This window comes from Marivita cryptomonadis (assembly GCF_002115725.1).
Classification (GTDB): Bacteria; Pseudomonadota; Alphaproteobacteria; order Rhodobacterales; family Rhodobacteraceae; genus Marivita; species Marivita cryptomonadis.
The window spans coordinates 1-17084 of record NZ_JFKD01000025.1 but is presented as its reverse complement, the minus strand read 5'-3'; the positions used below and the strand labels follow the sequence as shown (position 1 = coordinate 17084).

The following is a 17084-nucleotide window of genomic DNA, read 5'->3' as shown; positions in this document are numbered from 1 at the left end:
GGGGTTTTCATGAATCTTAAATCTGTACTAATCGCATCCGTTGCAGTGGGCGCTCTTTCTCTGCCTGCGCATGCAGAAAATATCCTGAACTGGGGCTCCAGCCGCGACATCGGCTCACTGGATCCCTACTCGTACGGGGACAGCTTCACGATCAACGTCCTCAATCATGCTTATGAAGGCTTGGTGCGCTACAACCTCGACTTGAAGATCGAACCAGCGTTGGCGACCTCTTGGGAGATTCTCGAGGATAATGTGACTTGGCGGTTCAAGTTGCGGGAAGGCGTGTCCTTCCATAACGGCAACCCCTTCACGGCCAATGATGTTCAAGCGTCATTGGCTCGTGTCAGTCACGAGAATTCGCCTTTGAAAGGCAATCTTCCAGCCTATGTTTCGTCTTCCGTTGTGGACGACTACACCATCGACATCACCCTGAATGGAACATATCCGCTTCTTCTTAACGATCTGACAAATATACATATATTTGATGAGGAGTGGTTGGTTGAGAATGGTGCCGAGTTGCCGACCGACATCGGTGCGGGTGTCGAGGGCTTTGCGACTTATAATGCAAACGGAACTGGGCCTTTCATCGTTGAAAGCCGCCAACCGGATGCGCAAACGGTTTTTGTCGTTAACCCTGACTGGTGGGATGAGCCGGCACATAACCTTGACGGGTTCGTATTGAGCCCGATCAATTCGGCGGCCACCCGTGTTGCAGCGCTTCTCTCTGGCGAAATTCAGTTCACCGAAAGCGCGCCGGTGCAGGATCTGGATCGTCTCGCGGCGGCTCCGGGGGTCAATCTTCTAGAGGGTGTCGATCTTCGAACCATCATGCTTGGTTTCAACTTTGGTGAAACCCTTATGTCGGGCGCGCCAAATCCCTTTTCAAAGAATGAAGTCCGTGAGGCGATGTACAAGGCCATTGACCTGCAGCTGATCCACGAGCGCGTAATGCGTGGCAAAAGCCGCGTTGCCGGCGCTGTTGTCGCACCTCCGATCCCCGGATATGTGCCTGAATTGGATACAATTCCAGAGTACGATCCGGAAGCTGCCAAGGCAATGCTCGCAGCGGCGGGGGTGCCCGAGGGGCTGGAATTCGAATTCAATTGCATGTCCGACGGCTACGTGAACGAAGAACAGCTGTGCCAAGCCATCGCGTCAATGTGGAGCCGTGTCGGTTTGGCCCCGAAGCTGGATATCGCGCCCCGTGCGGTTCAATCGCCGAAACGTACGAACGGGCAGACCGATGTCTACACGTTGGGCTGGGCGACGTTGCCGATGCTGGATGCCTATTCGCCGCTCTTGCAGATCTTCCACACCAAGGAAGGCAATTCCGGCGTCTTCAATTGGGGCGGATGGTCGTTCCCCGAGCTCGATGCGCTGGTGCAGAAGGCGGGCAAGGAGCTCGATACGGAAACTCGTCTTGGCTATGAAACCGAGGCTCTGCAGATCGTGAAGGATGAGAATATAATGCTTCCACTGCATCAGCAGCCGATGGCTTGGGCGGTTTCGGATAAAGTGGCTGAAATGCCGCTGTTCCCTGACAACAAGCCGCGTCTCTGGTTCACCCAGATGTCCGAGTAATCTTTGGATTTTGAACTTCCACAAACAAGAGGACGCCTGACACAGTGCTTGCGTTTCTGATCAAGCGGACCGCCAATGCTTTTTTTGTGATGTTGGCGGTCGCCTTTCTTGCGTTCCTGATCTTCCGATCCTTCGGCGATCCCGTCGAAATGATGGTGAATGAACAGGCAACGCAAGAAGACCGCGCCGCACTCCGTGAACGGCTAGGACTGAATGATGGCTTCCTGACCCAATATGTCCGGTTCGTCACAAATGCGGCCCAAGGAGATTTCGGCATCTCCTACAGAAACCAGCAAGACGTGATGGTGCTGATTTCCGAACGGTTCCCTGCGACCATCGAACTGGTTTTGGTAGCGACGATCATTTCTCTGGTGGTTGGCATGCCGCTTGGCGTTTTGACAGCCGTTCACCGCAATAGTCGCCTTGCGAATTTTCTCCAGTTGGGCTCCATCGTCGGCGTATCACTTCCAAGTTTCGTGGTTGGCATCCTGCTTATACTTGCGTTTTCGGTTTCGCTTGGTTGGTTGCCTGCATTTGGCCGGGGGGAAACCGTAGATGTCGGGTGGTGGTCTACCGGGCTTTTGACGCCTTCTGGTCGACAGGCGCTCATTCTTCCCGCGATCTCGCTGTCGACGTTCCAGATCACACTTGTGATGCGGCTGGTCCGAGCCGAGATGCTCGAAACCCTGCGTACCGATTATGTCAAGTTTGCAAGGGCGCGGGGTGTGCCGCGCGCGCGGGTCCACTGGGTGCATGCGCTGCGGAATTGCCTGATGCCAGTGATCACGTTGACCGGCATGCAGATTGGAAATCTCATCGCCTTTGCCCTCGTGACCGAAACGGTTTTCCAATGGCCCGGAATGGGCTTGTTGTTTATCCAAGCCGTCACCTTCGTGGATATTCCCGTGATGGCAGCTTACCTGATGCTGGTGTCCCTGATCTTTGTGACGCTCAATACCATCGTCGATGTCACCTATGCTTGGGTCGATCCCCGATTGAAGGACGACAGCGCCAAAGCAGGAGCTGCAAATGGCTGAGCCTGAACAGACGGCGCCAGCAGCCAAAGATGACTTGCGTGCGCGTCAGGCGAACGGTGTCTGGTCACGATTGCGCGAAAGCGACCTTGGCTATTCCTTCGTGCGCCACCCGAGTGCGATCTTCGCGGCCGCTCTCTTGGGGCTGATCGCACTCAGCGCCCTTTTGGCGCCGTGGATCACACCGCAAAACCCGTATGATCTGGCAGCTCTAGAGCTGTGGAACTCCGAGATTCCGCCGATTTGGGACGAGCGGGGTCAGTTGCCCTACCTTTTGGGCACTGACGTTCAGGGTAGGGACATGCTGTCAGCGATCCTCTACGGGTCGCGGATCTCGCTTATCATCGGATTTGCGTCAGTCATCCTCGCTTTGTCGGTCGGCCTCACCCTTGGACTGATTGCTGGCTACTTCGGAGGCTGGATCGACAACGTCATCATGCGCATCGGTGACATCCTTTTGTCGATGCCTTTCATCCTGATTGCGATCCTGATCTCTGCCATGGCCACGGCTTCCTTGCCGCCGTCGTTGAAAAGTGCGTTGGCCGCACCGATCCTGATCTTCGCCATCGCGGTTCCGTCTTGGGTCCAATACGCTCGTACCGTGCGCGCATCGACCATGGTGGAACGGCGAAAGGAATACGTTCAGGCGGCCCGGCTGATCCGGGTGAAGTCGTGGCGGATCATGCTGCAGCACATCCTGCCAAACACGCTGACCCCGATCATGGTCGCCGCCACGTTGAATTTCGGCCTAGCGATCCTGTCGGAAGCAACGCTTTCGTTTCTCGGCGTTGGCATGCCGTCGGACCAGCCATCGCTTGGAACGCTGATCCGGTTTGGTAACGAATACCTGTTCTCGGGCCTGTGGTGGATCGTGGTGTTCCCGGCGGTCCAACTGTGCCTCATCGTGGTTTCGGTCAACATGATCGGCGACTGGCTGCGCGATGCCCTCAACCCCAAATTACAGTGATGACATGACAAACTTGCTTTTGAAGAATGTGCGCCCGATGGGGCAGACCGCGACAGACTTGGCGATCACCGACGGTCTTTTCGCCAAAATGGCCGCACCCGGTGCAGAAGAAATTGACTGCGGTGGGCGCATCCTGATCCCCGGTCTTGTCGAGGCGCATACCCATCTCGACAAATCGCTGCTTGGGCTGCCTTGGTATCGCAATGAGGTTGGCCCGAGGTTGATCGACAAGATCACCAATGAGCGCGAGGTGAAAGTCGCGCTTGGACTTGACCCAAGGGTGCAATCCGAACGCCAGTCGATCCAGTCTATGGGGTTCGGCACAACCCACATCCGCAGCCATGTGGACGTTGATACACATCACGGTTTGGCCGGGATCGAGGGTGTCATGGCCACCCGTGAAAAGCTTGCGGGCTATGTCGATATCGAAATCGTGGCGTTTCCGCAGTCGGGCATGATCACACGCCCCGGCACGGTCGAGATGATGGACGCGGCACTTGCGATGGGTGCAGAAGTTGTTGGGGGGCTGGACCCCTGTGGCATTGACCGCGATCCCCGTGCGCATCTCGATGCGATTTTCGGTCTGGCTGAAAAGCACGGCAAACCGATTGATATCCATCTGCATGAACGCGATTTGCTTGGCGGGTATTCTACCGAAGAGATCATCGCTCGCACCCTCGCGCATGGAATGCAAGGAAAGGTGACCATCAGCCATGCCTTTTGCCTTGGCGGAATGGATCGTTCCTATGTCGGCGCCCTACAGGAGCAATTGGCTGAAGCGCGCATCCACATCATCACGACGGCACCAGCCTCGGCGCCGGTGCCTGCAGTGAAGGAATTGAAAGAGCTGGGTATCCTGACAGGTTCGGGATCGGATGGGTTCCGCGATACTTGGGGACCCTATGGCAATGGCGACATGCTGGAACGCGCCATGTTCATTGGCCAGCGCAACAACTTGCGCCGGGATGACGAGGTGGAAATTGCCCTTGATATCTGCACCTTTGGTGGTGCTGCGATCATGGAGTTGAAGGGCTACGGGCTCGCCCCGGGCGACAAGGCCGACGCCGTGCTGGTTGAAGGCGAAACCCTCACAGACGCCGTGGTCAGCCGCGCACCCCGCAAACTTGTCCTGAAGGGCGGCAAGGTCACCGCCCGTGACGGCACATGTGTCCTTGAGGCGCCATGACACGAACGCTTCTGACAGCGCGGTGGGTGATCGGCTTTGACGGCGACTCCCATGTCATCCATGAAAATGGCAGCGTTCTGATCGAAGGGGACCGGGTGGCACATGTCGGCCCGGTGCCGGAATTAGATGCCGAGCGTGTTGACTATGGCGAAGCGATCCTGTCGCCCGGGTTCGTTGATCTGGATGCGCTGTCAGACCTCGACACCACGATTCTTGGCTTCGACAACTTTCCAGCATGGCGCAAGGGCCGTGTTTGGCCGGAAAGCTATGTCGAACGCGGTCCGTACGAGATGTACACACCTGAGGAACTGGCGTTCCAAAAACGCTTTGCCTTTGCCGAGTTGATCCGAAACGGGATCACCACAGCCTTGCCGATCGCGTCGCTGTTCTACCGTGAATGGGGCGAGACCGTCGCCGAATTCGAAGCGGCTGCAGATGCCGCCGAAGAACTGGGCCTCCGGGTTTACCTTGGTCCGGCCTACAGATCGGGCGGGCAGGTCACCGATGAGGCCGGAAACATCCGCGCTCTCTACGATGAAGCGCGTGGCCTTGCAGAACTGGACGCGGCTGCAGATTTTGCCACCCGCATCGAGGGACGGGCAGGGGGGCGCATCAAGGCGATGTTCGCACCGGACCGGATTGAAACTTGCACCCCGAACCTTGTCCGCCGGACTGCCGAACTAGCCCGCGAGATGGGTGCTCCTGTCCGTCAGCATTGTCTGCAGTCCGAAATTGAATTGCGTCTGGTCAAGGACCAGCACGGGATGACGCCAATCGAGTACCTGGCCGCGCAGGACGCGCTTGGGTCTAACTGGCTGTTGCCTCATGGGACACAGGCCACCCCACTCGATTTCGAGATGATCCGCGATGCGGGCGCAACCATCGTGCATTGCCCGCTGGTCTCGGGTCGCCATGGTGGGATGCTGCGCAGCCTGCCGCGCTGTTTGGCGATGGGAATAAACATCGGCATGGGAACCGACACTTGGCCCGCCGACATGATCCTGAACCTTCAGATCGGCATGATGACGGCTCGGTTGGCGGATGGCATGCCGGCGGCGACGTCAGACATGCTTTACGATGCGGCCACTCTTGGCGGTGCGCGAGCGCTTGGTCGCGATGATATCGGACGGCTTGCATGCGGCGCAAAGGCCGACATCGCAGTGATTGACCTGAGACAGGCACTGCAAGGGCCGGATCCGATCCAGACGCTGATGACGTCATGTAGCGGACGGGATGTGCGCGATGTCTGGATCGACGGACGCCGTGTAATGCAGGACCGGCAAATCCCCGGCGTCGACGACGTGGCAGACCACCGGCGTGCGCAGGCTCAGTTCAACGATCTGATTGCGAAATACCCTGACCGAACGGTTGGGCATCCGCCCGTGCGCGACATTTTCCGTCAGAGCTACCGGAGGACGTCCCATGACTGATACCGTTCTGGAAGTCCGCGACCTGCGCGTCGAGTTCCCCACGAGGACTGGTATACTGACGGCGCTGGACGGCGTTTCCCTTTCGATCCAGCGCGGCGAAATCCTTGGCGTCGTTGGGGAAAGCGGTGCTGGCAAGTCGATGACAGGCCTTGCCATTCTGGGCCTTCTGGAGCCGCCGGGCCGCATTGCGGGTGGTGAGATATGGCTGTCTGGCGATCGTATCGACACCCTTTCAGAGCGTGAAATGGAAAACGTGCGCGGCGGTCGGATCGGTGCAATCTTCCAAGACCCACTGACGTCGCTTAATCCCTTGTTCCGCGTGGGCGATCAACTGGTCGAGACCATTCGCCTGCACACGGACCTGGGCAAGGAACAGGCGCGTGCGCGGGCACTGGAGCTGTTGCGCGAGGTTGGCATCCCTGCACCGGAAAACCGTATCGACGCCTATCCGCACCAGTTCTCAGGTGGCATGAGGCAGCGCGTGGTCATCGCGTTGGCATTGTGCGCTGAGCCGGAACTGATTGTGGCGGATGAACCGACAACGGCGCTTGATGTCTCGATTCAGGCGCAGATCACGGCGCTTTTGCGCCAGTTGTGTCGCGAGCGTGGGACTGCGGTGATGCTGGTCACGCATGACATGGGGGTGATCGCCGAAACGGCTGACCGCGTCGCTGTGATGTATGCTGGGCGGATCGCCGAAATGGGTACAGTCGAAGACGTAGTGAGACGCCCACGTCACCCTTATACCGAGGGACTCATGGGCTCGATCCCCAGCATGCATGGTGACGTGGCGGAACTGCAGATGATCCCCGGGTCAATGCCCCGGTTGGACGCAATCCCACAGGGGTGTGCGTTCAATCCAAGATGCGCCCACGCTGGCACGCGGTGCCGCACCGAAGTTCCCCGGATCAACGGCACGGGGGCTGCCTGCTGGCTGGCACTGGAGGGAGCGACCGAATGAACCGGACCGATGCCATTCTCGAAGCTGTGGCGCTGGAACGCCGTTTTGATGTTTCCGCACCATGGCTGAACCGCGTCATCGAACGCAAACCCCGTCAAACGCTTCGGGCCGTTGACGGGGTCGATTTTCAGATCCGGCGGGGGCAGACCCTCGCCATCGTCGGCGAATCTGGGTGTGGCAAGAGCACCATCGCAAAGCTGGTGACCGGCCTCTATGAACCGTCTGGTGGGGCGATCCAGTTTCACGGTGATCCGAACCGCATGCAGATGATCTTTCAGGACCCATATGCCTCGCTCAATCCGCGCTGGAGGGTCGGGCGTATTATTGCCGAGCCTTTGCGGACCCTGCGGCCCGAGACCTCGGCGGTCGATCTGGGGGCCCGTGTCGACGAATTGTTGCGGACTGTTGGTTTGTCGCCTTCTGACGCTTCGAAGTATCCCCACGCGTTTTCAGGTGGCCAGCGACAGCGAATTTCGATTGCACGCGCATTGGCCGGAGACCCAGAGTTTCTTGTCTGTGACGAGCCGACATCGGCGCTGGACGTCAGCGTTCAAGCGCAGGTGCTTAACCTGATGAAACAGCTGCAAAGAGACTTCGGCTTGACCTATCTGTTCATCAGCCACGACCTATCCGTCGTGCGTCATATGGCCGATGAAATTGCTGTGATGTACTTGGGTCGCATTGTTGAAATACAACCGAAGGCCGATCTTTTTGAACGTCCCTTGCACCCGTATACGCGGATGCTGCTGGAGACGATCCCCGACCTGAAAGTGCCAAACAGGGACCGCAAGCCTATGGGCGGGGAGGTGCCGTCGCCCATTGCGCCGCCCAAGGGGTGCAGTTTCCATCCGCGCTGCCCCTTGGCCTTTGATCGCTGCATGTCAGAACGCCCAGTGCGCAACGCAGATGTCCATCAGGGGCGTGTCGCGTGCTTTGCCGCAGAGGAGACACGCAAATGAGTTATGTGGAAGCCTTGATGCGTCGCGCCATCGAGATTTCGGCCGAAGCCTTGGTAACGCCGGGAACAGAACCCTTCGGTGCCGTCGTCGTACGCGATGGTCAGATCATTGGCGAAGGCATCAACCGGTCGGTTCAAAACCATGACCCGACCTCGCATGGCGAAACTGAGGCAATCCGAGACGCCTGTCGCAAGCTTGGAACCGTCGATCTGCGGGGCTGTGAGCTTTATACCAGCTGCGAACCATGCGCGCTGTGCGTGGCTGCGATGGAAATTGCCGGAATTTCGCAATTGTATTACGCCGCAAGTATGGCGCAGGCGGGCTCCGCCTTGGGGGCCTTGCCCGAAGACGCCAGATTCCCAATCGATGTTGATCGATTGCGTCACGAATGTGCGCACTCAATCGACCAACGGCACCTTCCCGCGCAGCAGGCGCTGGACCAAGACGCGTCGACAGTTCTCAAGGAATGGGCCAACCAAGCGCTTGCGAGACGGAATGTGCCGTGATGCGTGGTCGCCAGGTGCATGACGGGCCTGACAGGACCTATGCTCTTCCTGATATCCTGCTGTTGAATGCGAACACCAATACAGCCATGACGGACAAAATGCTGGATGCCGCACGCGTCTTGCATCCAAACTGCCGCGGAGCAACGGTCGCGCGTGGCCACAAATACATTTCGGATCAGGATACTGCCTTGGTCGCAGCTGAAGCGGTCGTGGAATTTGCAGAGAAACTTGATGCCGAAACAATGCCAGATGCATTGGTGATTGCCTGTTTTGGTGATCCCGGACTGTGGACTGTGCGGGACCAATTGCCGATACCCGTAATCGGCATGGCAGAAGCGTCTTGCCATGTCGCTTGCCAGGTGGGACGCCGTTTCGCAATCGTGACGGGCGGGTCTGCTTGGGAGCCGATGCTGAGGGATTTCGTTGGAGTTACTGGACTCTCTTCACGCATGAGCGGGGTCTATACACTGGACCAAACAGGGGATGTCTTGGCAGCAGAACCTCAGAAAGCACTTCCCTTTATAGCCAAGAAGGTCGACCTGGCGCGCAAAGGCGGTGCCGACGTTGTCATCCTAGGTGGAGCAGGGATGGTAGGGTTTGCCGACCTTCTGAGGCCTTGTTTGGATTTTCCAGTTCTTGACTCGCTAACTTGTGCGATCTTGCAGTCTGTGGCTTTTGCTAACATGTAGCCGCGTGATTGATTGTGGCCAAAGTGACAGTTAACGCAGGTGGGTTAAACTTCGTGAGTGATTTCAGAGGCTTTTAGAATAGGCTTGGAACCCGTTTTCCATTGCCTACAGTTCCGGCCAAAATGGCATCAAGGTCGCACGACAGCTAAATCGCATTGCGGATGCCTTTCCAGTGCATCAGCTAGATCAAGCAGCATTGCCTCGCCGCCGTGATCGGCAACCAGTTGCATGCCGGCCGGCATTCCTCCAGCCAGTCCAGCCGGAAAGGCGAGGGCGGGCAGGCCAGTTGCGTTGACCCATCCGGTATAGACTGCGTGACCGCGCGGGCCGACCTGTTGGCCGTCGATCACTGAGGGATAGGCTTCCTCGGCAAGCCACGGCTGGGCAGCGGCCGTGGGTAGGAGAACTGCATCAAAGCCCCACAAGCCGCGCACGGCCTCCCGCATGGCAAAGACGCGTGTCATCGCGTCGTAAAGACCTACCGCGCCATGCTCGGCTCCTCGCGCCGCCATGTCGCGGTATTTCCGTGCGGCGGACGCCATGACCCGCGGATCGGCCTGCGCCAGATGCGCAAGTCCGATTTCGACGATCTGCGGCCAGAGTTTGCCCAGTGGAACGAGGTCGATCGGGAGTTCTCCGGTCTCGACGCTGTGACCCAGCGATTGTAACCGCGACGTCGTGCGGGCAAAAGCCGCGCGTATTCCCGGGTCGCACGGAGCTGCGGGCATGCGTTCCACAGCGAGAATGCGCAGCGTGCGCGATGGTGTGGATACCGGGCTGTCCGACAAGGCAGAAAAGAAGAGTGAAAGATCCCGGGCCGAGCGGGTGACCGGTCCCACGGTTTCGAAATCCAGCAACACCTGTGGAAGACCGCCACCACGGGGCACGCTATTGATACCAGGCTTCAGCCCCCAAAGACCGGTATAGCCCACGGGCCGCCGGATCGAGCCTCCGCCATCTGTGGCGAGTCCTGCCAGCGCCATACCAGAGGCCACTGCCGCCACGACGCCGCCTGAAGAGCCACCGGGCGTCAACGATGGATTGAACGGATTGCGTGTTGTGCCAAAGGTCTGGTTGCCGGTGTAGCCGTCAACGGCGAATTCCGGCGTGTTACCTTTGCCCAGCACGATGGCGCCCGCTTTGCGCAAGGCGGCGACCGGACGTTCGTCTTGGATACAGACGCGCTTGCTCAGTTCCGCATTGCCCCAGGCGGCGGGCAGACCTGCGGACATCAGGTTGTCTTTGATGATGATCGGCACGCCGTCGAGCGGTCCAAGAGGCGTGCCGTCCTGCCACCGCGCGCGCGAAGCCTGAGCCTCTTCCTGCGCGCCTGCGTTGTGGGCAGAAAACGCGTTGAGTTTGGGTTGCAGCCGGTCGATGCGTTCCAAACAGGCCTGCATTTGAGTTACGGGATCATAAAGACGTGTGCGATAGCCCTCCAACAAAGCGGAGACATCGGGGATAGCGTTCTTTTGTTCACTTGGCGTCATCGTCCCAACGCCTCTGGCAGCCACGTCGCGATGCCCGGCCAGAAGATAAGTGCAGAAGTAAATAGCAACATCAGCCCGGTATATGGGACCGCACCCGCGATCACGTCGGTGAACGGGCCCTTGTCGTTGCGTACGCCCTGTACAACGTAAAGGTTCATACCAACGGGCGGAGTGATCATGCCCACCTCGCACATCAGCACCACGAAGATGCCAAACCAGATCGGGTCTATACCGGCGGCAACAATGATCGGGACGACAATGGGGATTGTCAGCACCTGCATCGATAGCACGTCCATGAACATGCCAAGCACCAGGTAGAAAATCATCAGCGTGAACAGCAGTTCAACCGCGCTCAACCCCAGCCCGTTGACCCAAGCTGACATTACCCCGGTGATCCCGCCCAGGGCCAGCGTCACGTTCAGCGTGAAGGCGGCAACGATGATCAGCAGGATCATGCCCGTTGTCCGTGCAGTCTTGCGAAAACAGATGTCGAGAAAGGCGAGACTTAGCTTGCCCTCGAACCAGACAAAGCCAAGTGCAACGATCACCGCGAGTGCGGCGCTTTCCGTCGGTGTCGCAATGCCAAGATAGATCGAACCCATAACAATCAGGAACACGGTGGCGGCTGGTACGAGGTTTTTCAGCGCGTTCAGCTTGACCGACCACGGAACGTCTGCGTCCTGAAAGGCACCGCCGGGCGACAGGATGTCCTGTGCTGCGATGAACGCCATGAAAAGCAGCGTCAGCAGGATACCGGGGATGACCCCGGCGATGAACAGCTGGCCGACTGAAACGCTGGCCAACGAGCCGTAGACCAGTAGGTTCACCGATGGTGGGATAAGGATACCCAGCGTGCCGCCTGCCGCCAGTGAACCGAGCGCGCGTGAGGCGCGGTATTTGCGCTCCATTAAAGTAGGTAGGGCAACAGTACCAACCGTGGCTGCGGTGGCGACGGAAGAACCGGACGTTGCGGCAAAGAGCGCGCAGCAGCCGATATTGGTGTGCAAGAGGCCACCGGGGAGCCGCCCGAGCCACAACGCCAGCGTGGCATACATGCGGTCGGCCAGACCAGAGCGCAGCAGCAGCTCTCCCAGCAGGATGAAGAGCGGAATCGCGGTCAGCACTGGCTCGTTCGAGGTGCCCCAAAGCACTGGGCCCATGCTGGTCAGAAGCACCGGGCCGTAGAGGATCATGCCGCCCGCAACGCCCATGGCAACCATCACGCTGGCGACGGGAAGGCCCGACAACAGCAAGCCCATCATGATGGAAAACCCGATGAGAACGTCTAGAATGCCCATATCAACGCTCCTTGAGCTGGTCGAGCTCTTCACTCAACTCTTCCTCGGCGGACACCGGGTTGAACTCTTGCGCCAATTGGTCGTGGCGGCCTGAGAAGAAAAGCCTGCTGGCCCGAACCACCATCACGAAACTGCACAGCGCAAAGATCGCCAGTCCCGCATACCAAGCTGATTGCGGCCAGATCAGTGGCGTGCGCCATGGTGTGGCAGCGGTGGAGCCATAGGCCAGCGTGTCTGAGATGACGAACCAGCCAACGTATAGGAAAAACAGTCCCAGGACCCCCAGCGAGATGACAGACAGCCAGTCGATGGCCGCCTGTAGCCAGACCGGGAAACGTGCATGCAGCACATCTATGCGGATATGTGCACGGTCGATCATCGCGACGATGAAGGCGAGCGATGCGCCAAAGGCCAGCGTGTAGCCCGCCAGTTCGTCGGCACCTTGTAAAGAGGTGTTGAAAAGTTTGCGCATCACAGTCTCTAGCGCAACAAAGCCCGAAAGGAACAACATGGACACGCCGAAGATGCGGCTGACCCATTTTCCGAGAATATCCATTATGGGGCTCCGTGTTGGTTGGTGAGCGATCAGTGCTGCCCAGGACTGAATGCCGCCCGAGCAAGAGAAAGCCCCGGGCACAAGGCCCGGAGCAGCATGGGTCACATGTTCTTGTCTGCGCCCACAGTTTCCATCCAGGCATCAGAGCAGCCTTGATTGGTGGCATCGCAGACCTCTTTCCAAGCCGGGAATGAGACGTTGGGCACGGCTGTACCGACCAGCTGCTTGTCGGCGGCGGTCGGCTCTACCAGCACCAGATCGTATTTCGTTCCAGTCTCACACGGTTCGGAGCCCGTATTGCAGTTCACCGCGTCGATGAACAGTTCCTCGGAATAGGTCCAGACCCGTTCGCTCAACGTGTCGAAGCCAGCCTGCAACTTTTCCTGCTGATCTGTCGAAAGGTTGTTCCAGGTGTCGAGGTTGATGCCATAACCGTTCATCGCAAGCTGGAAAGCGATGGGCATCGTGAATGAACTGACCTCGGGCCAACCCGCCGAATTGGCAGAGGACGGACCGGTGATGGCGCAATCCACCACGCCGCGCGCCAGCGATTGCTGCACTTCGGGGAAGCCGATCGGCACGGGCGTGCCGCCAAGAAGGCTGACAAATTCTGCTAGGTTCTGGTCGTAAACCCGAACCTTAAGGCCTTTGAGATCGGCCAGTGAGGCGATTTCGGGTTCGCAGAAAAGCACCTGCGGACCAAATGGCCAGACGCCCAAAAGCTTCGTATTGAACGTTTCCTGCAACCGGGCGTCCACCACCGGTGCAAAGGCTTCGACGGTCTTGCGACCGGTTTCGTAATCGGGGTTCAGGCCCACCAGATCGAGGCCAAGGATGGTTGGCTCGTCGCGCGATACCTGGCTCAGACGAAGCGACACGATGTCGAACAGTCCGCTTTTGAGGATGCGTAACTGCTCTGTATCCTTGATGCCAGTGACATCGACTGGCTGGTAGTCGGCGATAAAGCCTTCAAGCCCAGTTTCCTCGGCGAAGTTTTCAAAGAATGGCTGTTCAATGTTTTTCTGGATCAGTCCGGTGGCAACGGGCTGGCCCATGACGCGCAGGGTTTCGGACGCGGCGGGCACAGCCAGAACGGCCAGTGCAGTGGCGCCGATTGCGATCTTGCGAAACATGGTTGGTCTCCTTCAGATTTCTCGGTGTAAGGTTTCAGACAGTCTCTCGTGTTCAGGGTGGATTGGTTGCTATCTTTAGGGATGCCGCCCGAAAGACGCTGCCCCAGCCAGTAACCTCCGCGGGGTCGAGCCCGACCTCGCGGAGACAATGCGCCGCCGTAACAGCGACGGAATCCAGCACCGGAATTCCGGTTGCTTTCTCGAGCTGCTCGGCGATGGGCGCACCTCGAAAATTCGTGCAGACGATGGCGATAGCGTCGGGCTTTGCCTCGGCCACCTGTTCGACAATCGATCCGACTTGTTCGGGCGGGTAGGTGGCAAAGCTGTAATTGCCCTTGTCGTCAAGGCGCGCGGCGCTGATCACCGCGATGCCCTGCGCTTTGTAGTTGGCGATCATTCGGGTTTCGATGTCCTCGATATATGGCGTGACAAGACCAAGCCGTTTGACGCGCATCGACGTGAACAGCGCGTCATAGGCAAGAATGGTCGATGTGGCCGGAACCCCAGTGCGCTCGGTAATCGCGGCACAGAGAGCCTTGTCCTTTTCAAGTCCAAGCCAGCTCGCGGAGGTACCGTTCCAGGCGATCAGGTGGGGGTTCGCTTCGGCCAGCCGTTCCGCGGCTTCAAGGATCGGTTCGAGTGTGAACTGAGATTGCGAGGCCTCAGACATAGAAATCTCGACCACCCGAAAGCGCCCGAAATGGGCGCTGGCCCGGTCGCCGAACGGTGCAAGCATCGCCGAAGTATAAGGCTCCAGGACCGTGTTCGAAGATGGCGTCAACATGCCGATGCGACGGCCGTCTATGGGATAGAAACTCATGCTGTCACCTCCGGTTTTGAACGGGCGACATGCATGCCTCGTGGATCGCCTGCGGGATGTCCGTCAAGCATCACGGTCTTGCCTCGCAGGATCGTGCGAACCGGCCAGCCAGTCACTTCGAAGCCCTCCCACGGTGTGTAATCAGAACCGTGATGTAGTTCGTCCTGCGTGATGGTGCGCGTCATCGCGGGGTCCCACAGAACGATATCGGCGTCCTTGCCGACAGCGATGGCGCCCTTGTCGTCGAGGCCGTAGATCCGCGCGTGGTTGGTGGCGGTCAACGCGGCGAACGTCTCGAGGCTCATACGCCCTTTGCCGATCCCTTCCGAAAACAGGATCGGGAGACGGGTTTCGACACCCGGAATGCCATTGGGAATGTTGCGGAACGACGCCCGCGCACCGGGTGCGTCCTTCCCTGCCGTGTCCTCGAACCGGAATGGACAATGGTCAGATGAGAAGACGTCGAATGCGCCTTGTTCCAGACCGGCCCAGATCGCGGCCTGTTCGTCAGTGTCGCGCGGCGGAGGAGAGCAAACCCACTTGGCCCCTTCAAATCCTGCGCGATCAAGGTCGTCCGCCGTGAGAGTGATGTACTGCGGGCAGGTCTCAGCGAAGACGCGGACACCCCGCGCCCTTGCGCGCTGGATTTCCTCCAGGGCCGCTCCGTTCGAGACATGCACGATCATCACCGGCACACCCGCGACCTCGGCCAGTGTGGTGGCACGGTGCGTGGCTTCGCGTTCGACCGGCACCGGGCGGCTGCGCGCGTGGTGCACTGGCTGGATATGCCCGTTTCGTTCTGCCTTGTCGCGCAGGAACTCGATGGCATCCTCGTTCTCCGCGTGCACCATGGTCAGCGCACCCTGCTGCCGCGCCACATCCATCACCTGAAGTATTTCGGCATCTGTCAGGCGCATTCCTTGGTAGGTCATGAACACCTTCAAGCTGGTCATGCCTTGCGCAATCAGCGCAGGCAGATCCTGGCCCAGCGTCACCGGATCGACCGAATTGACGATGAGGTGGAAAGAAACGTCGGTTAGGCACTGCCCGTCGGCCTTGGCCAGATAGGAGGCAACGGCCTCACGCAGGGTCTGGCCGTCTTCGGGCAGGCAGAATGGCATTATGGTCGTGTTACCGCCACAGGCTGCTGCGCGGGTGGCGGACGCAAAATCATCCGCCATCTCGATACCTGGCCCGGACGGTTGCGAGATGTGTACGTGGCTGTCGATGCCACCTGGCATGGCGATCAGGCCCTCCGCGTCGATGATTTCCACACCTTCCAAGTCTGTGCCCAATGCAGCGATGCGTCCTTCGGAGATGCCGACCTCGCAGAGAGATGTCTCGCTGGACGACACCACGCGTGCGCCGCGAATGACGGTGTCAAAAAGCATGCTGATCCTGTGAACAGTGGGTGGATTGGTAGACGGTTATCATCGGTTGCTCGTTGGTGGCTGAGTCTGTTGCCATGAGCCTAGCGACCGAATGGATTGCCAAATATGGCAAAATAGGCAATTCTGCGTTCTCGAAATTAGAATGCCCAAAAAGGTGTCGTTGCATGAAATTTCACCTTGTTCCAAGGCCTCTGCTTTATGTTCAAGCGGTTGCCGAACACGGATCGGTTCAGGCCGCATCCCGCGCACTCGGAATTGCGGCCTCGGCGATTGACAGGCACATTAAGGCGCTGGAAGAAGTGAACCGATCCCCGCTTTTCGAACGCCACCCACGGGGTATGCGCCCCACGGCCGCAGGCGAAGCGGTGGTTGTGATGGCGCGGCGCTGGAACACCGATGCCGAGCGGCTCGCAACAGAACTGCAGGAGATTCGCGGTCAGGACGGCGGTAGCGTACGGCTCGCGGCGATGGATAGTCTGGCCAATGGGATGCTCGAGGAGTTGCATGAATGGCTGCTCGACGCGCATCCCAACATCCGGTTGGCTGTAGAGATCATGACCCCATCAGAGGCCGCGCGGCAACTGGATGAAGGCACGGTGGAAGTGGTGATGGCCTTCAACATGCCGCGGCTGCGGCACCAGCATGTGGTCTGGTCGGATAAGTTGCGCTTTGGATGTATTGTGGCACCAAGTCATCCGTTGGCCGGGGCCTCCTCCACGTCTCTTGCTCAGGTCAACGGCCACGCGCTGGTCGCGCAAAGCACACTCTTGCCGACACGCCAATATCTGGACGATCGCTTCGCCTGGTTCTTCGATGAAAACGCGCCTGTGATGGCGTCGAATTCGATCCAGTTACTCAAAGGTGCGTTGCGCAAGGGTGCGGTCGCAATGATCACCTCAGAGCTGGATGCGCTTCCGGAATTGGCGCGTGGAGAGCTGTTGTTTCTTCCGCTCGCGGACAAGGGGCTTGCTGCGCCGACGATCTCGGTCGTGATTGATGCGCGCAGGTCGTTGTCCCGCGCGGCTCGGCGGATTTCTGAATTCCTGGTGTCGCGCACGCAGGAAAGGCTGGCCGACGCCCGGG

16 protein-coding genes are annotated in these 17084 nt (G+C 59.0%); 10 read left to right on the top strand and 6 right to left on the bottom strand.

From position 1 onward, the window contains the following. The first annotated feature begins 9 nt into the window (after positions 1–9). The 9 genes from MCRY_RS19635 to MCRY_RS19595 are packed head-to-tail and all read left to right on the top strand — an operon-like array spanning position 10 to position 9313. Positions 10–1581, top strand: a complete 1572-nt coding sequence (locus MCRY_RS19635; RefSeq protein WP_085633054.1) for an ABC transporter substrate-binding protein — start codon at positions 10–12, stop codon at positions 1579–1581. A gap of 44 nt (positions 1582–1625) precedes the next feature. Beyond that, positions 1626–2618 carry an ABC transporter permease gene (locus tag MCRY_RS19630; RefSeq protein WP_085633053.1) on the top strand — a complete coding sequence of 331 codons (993 nt, stop codon included), beginning with the start codon at positions 1626–1628 and terminating at the stop codon, positions 2616–2618. Continuing rightward, on the top strand, positions 2611–3582 hold the full coding sequence (locus MCRY_RS19625; RefSeq protein ID WP_085633051.1) for an ABC transporter permease: 972 nt from the start codon (positions 2611–2613) through the stop codon (positions 3580–3582). The genes MCRY_RS19630 and MCRY_RS19625 overlap by 8 nt, the downstream gene beginning before the upstream one ends. A gap of 4 nt (positions 3583–3586) precedes the next feature. Next, positions 3587–4768, top strand: a complete 1182-nt coding sequence (locus tag MCRY_RS19620) for an amidohydrolase family protein (RefSeq protein WP_085633049.1) — start codon at positions 3587–3589, stop codon at positions 4766–4768. Further along, positions 4765–6198: a chlorohydrolase family protein gene (locus MCRY_RS19615; protein WP_085633047.1), complete on the top strand. Its 1434-nt coding sequence runs from the start codon at positions 4765–4767 to the stop codon at positions 6196–6198. Before MCRY_RS19620 ends, MCRY_RS19615 begins: the two co-directional genes overlap by 4 nt. Further along, positions 6191–7159: an ABC transporter ATP-binding protein gene (locus MCRY_RS19610; RefSeq protein ID WP_085633045.1), complete on the top strand. Its 969-nt coding sequence runs from the start codon at positions 6191–6193 to the stop codon at positions 7157–7159. Before MCRY_RS19615 ends, MCRY_RS19610 begins: the two co-directional genes overlap by 8 nt. Next, positions 7156–8118 carry an ABC transporter ATP-binding protein gene (locus tag MCRY_RS19605; protein ID WP_085633043.1) on the top strand — a complete coding sequence of 321 codons (963 nt, stop codon included), beginning with the start codon at positions 7156–7158 and terminating at the stop codon, positions 8116–8118. Before MCRY_RS19610 ends, MCRY_RS19605 begins: the two co-directional genes overlap by 4 nt. Then, a complete protein-coding gene (locus MCRY_RS19600) occupies positions 8115–8624 on the top strand; it encodes a nucleoside deaminase (RefSeq protein WP_085633041.1) in 510 nt (169 codons plus the stop codon). The genes MCRY_RS19605 and MCRY_RS19600 overlap by 4 nt, the downstream gene beginning before the upstream one ends. Continuing rightward, positions 8624–9313 (top strand): aspartate/glutamate racemase family protein, encoded by a 690-nt coding sequence (locus MCRY_RS19595; RefSeq protein ID WP_203298682.1) that lies wholly within the window; start codon positions 8624–8626, stop codon positions 9311–9313. Before MCRY_RS19600 ends, MCRY_RS19595 begins: the two co-directional genes overlap by 1 nt. Before the next feature lie 128 nt (positions 9314–9441). On the opposite strand, the gene MCRY_RS19590 is transcribed toward MCRY_RS19595, so the two are convergent. The 6 genes from MCRY_RS19590 to hydA form a co-directional block, all read right to left on the bottom strand. Beyond that, the gene (locus MCRY_RS19590) at positions 9442–10803 is read right to left on the bottom strand and encodes an amidase (RefSeq protein WP_085633037.1); all 1362 of its coding nucleotides are present in this window, start codon (positions 10801–10803) and stop codon (positions 9442–9444) included. Further along, positions 10800–12101, bottom strand: coding sequence for a TRAP transporter large permease (locus MCRY_RS19585; protein WP_085633035.1), 1302 nt, complete (start codon positions 12099–12101; stop codon positions 10800–10802). The genes MCRY_RS19590 and MCRY_RS19585 overlap by 4 nt, the downstream gene beginning before the upstream one ends. Position 12102: 1 nt before the next feature. Further along, positions 12103–12657, bottom strand: coding sequence for a TRAP transporter small permease subunit (locus MCRY_RS19580; protein ID WP_085633033.1), 555 nt, complete (start codon positions 12655–12657; stop codon positions 12103–12105). Between the two features lie 101 nt (positions 12658–12758). After that, positions 12759–13790, bottom strand: coding sequence for a TRAP transporter substrate-binding protein (locus tag MCRY_RS19575; protein ID WP_085633031.1), 1032 nt, complete (start codon positions 13788–13790; stop codon positions 12759–12761). Positions 13791–13842: 52 nt separating this feature from the next. Then, on the bottom strand, positions 13843–14610 hold the full coding sequence (locus tag MCRY_RS19570) for a maleate cis-trans isomerase family protein (RefSeq protein WP_085633029.1): 768 nt from the start codon (positions 14608–14610) through the stop codon (positions 13843–13845). Next, complete coding sequence (hydA, locus tag MCRY_RS19565; protein ID WP_085633027.1) at positions 14607–16001, bottom strand: dihydropyrimidinase; 1395 nt, start codon at positions 15999–16001, stop codon at positions 14607–14609. The genes MCRY_RS19570 and hydA overlap by 4 nt, the downstream gene beginning before the upstream one ends. Before the next feature lie 164 nt (positions 16002–16165). Between hydA and MCRY_RS19560 the strand changes: the two genes are divergently transcribed. Then, the coding region (locus MCRY_RS19560; RefSeq protein WP_085633025.1) for a LysR family transcriptional regulator at positions 16166–17084 on the top strand (919 nt) is incomplete at its 3' end.

Bases quoted from the DNA above. Each gene is read 5' to 3' on its own strand.
- MCRY_RS19635 (WP_085633054.1), top strand. From the start codon at position 10: ATGAATCTTAAATCTGTACTAATCGCATCCGTTGCAGTGGGCGCTCTT.
- MCRY_RS19625 (WP_085633051.1), top strand. From the start codon at position 2,611: ATGGCTGAGCCTGAACAGACGGCGCCAGCAGCCAAAGATGACTTGCGT.
- MCRY_RS19620 (WP_085633049.1), top strand. From the start codon at position 3,587: ATGACAAACTTGCTTTTGAAGAATGTGCGCCCGATGGGGCAGACCGCG.
- MCRY_RS19615 (WP_085633047.1), top strand. From the start codon at position 4,765: ATGACACGAACGCTTCTGACAGCGCGGTGGGTGATCGGCTTTGACGGC.
- MCRY_RS19610 (WP_085633045.1), top strand. From the start codon at position 6,191: ATGACTGATACCGTTCTGGAAGTCCGCGACCTGCGCGTCGAGTTCCCC.
- MCRY_RS19605 (WP_085633043.1), top strand. From the start codon at position 7,156: ATGAACCGGACCGATGCCATTCTCGAAGCTGTGGCGCTGGAACGCCGT.
- MCRY_RS19600 (WP_085633041.1), top strand. From the start codon at position 8,115: ATGAGTTATGTGGAAGCCTTGATGCGTCGCGCCATCGAGATTTCGGCC.
- MCRY_RS19595 (WP_203298682.1), top strand. From the start codon at position 8,624: ATGCGTGGTCGCCAGGTGCATGACGGGCCTGACAGGACCTATGCTCTT.
- MCRY_RS19590 (WP_085633037.1), bottom strand. From the start codon at position 10,803: ATGACGCCAAGTGAACAAAAGAACGCTATCCCCGATGTCTCCGCTTTG.
- MCRY_RS19585 (WP_085633035.1), bottom strand. From the start codon at position 12,101: ATGGGCATTCTAGACGTTCTCATCGGGTTTTCCATCATGATGGGCTTG.
- MCRY_RS19580 (WP_085633033.1), bottom strand. From the start codon at position 12,657: ATGGATATTCTCGGAAAATGGGTCAGCCGCATCTTCGGCGTGTCCATG.
- MCRY_RS19575 (WP_085633031.1), bottom strand. From the start codon at position 13,790: ATGTTTCGCAAGATCGCAATCGGCGCCACTGCACTGGCCGTTCTGGCT.
- MCRY_RS19570 (WP_085633029.1), bottom strand. From the start codon at position 14,610: ATGAGTTTCTATCCCATAGACGGCCGTCGCATCGGCATGTTGACGCCA.
- hydA (WP_085633027.1), bottom strand. From the start codon at position 16,001: ATGCTTTTTGACACCGTCATTCGCGGCGCACGCGTGGTGTCGTCCAGC.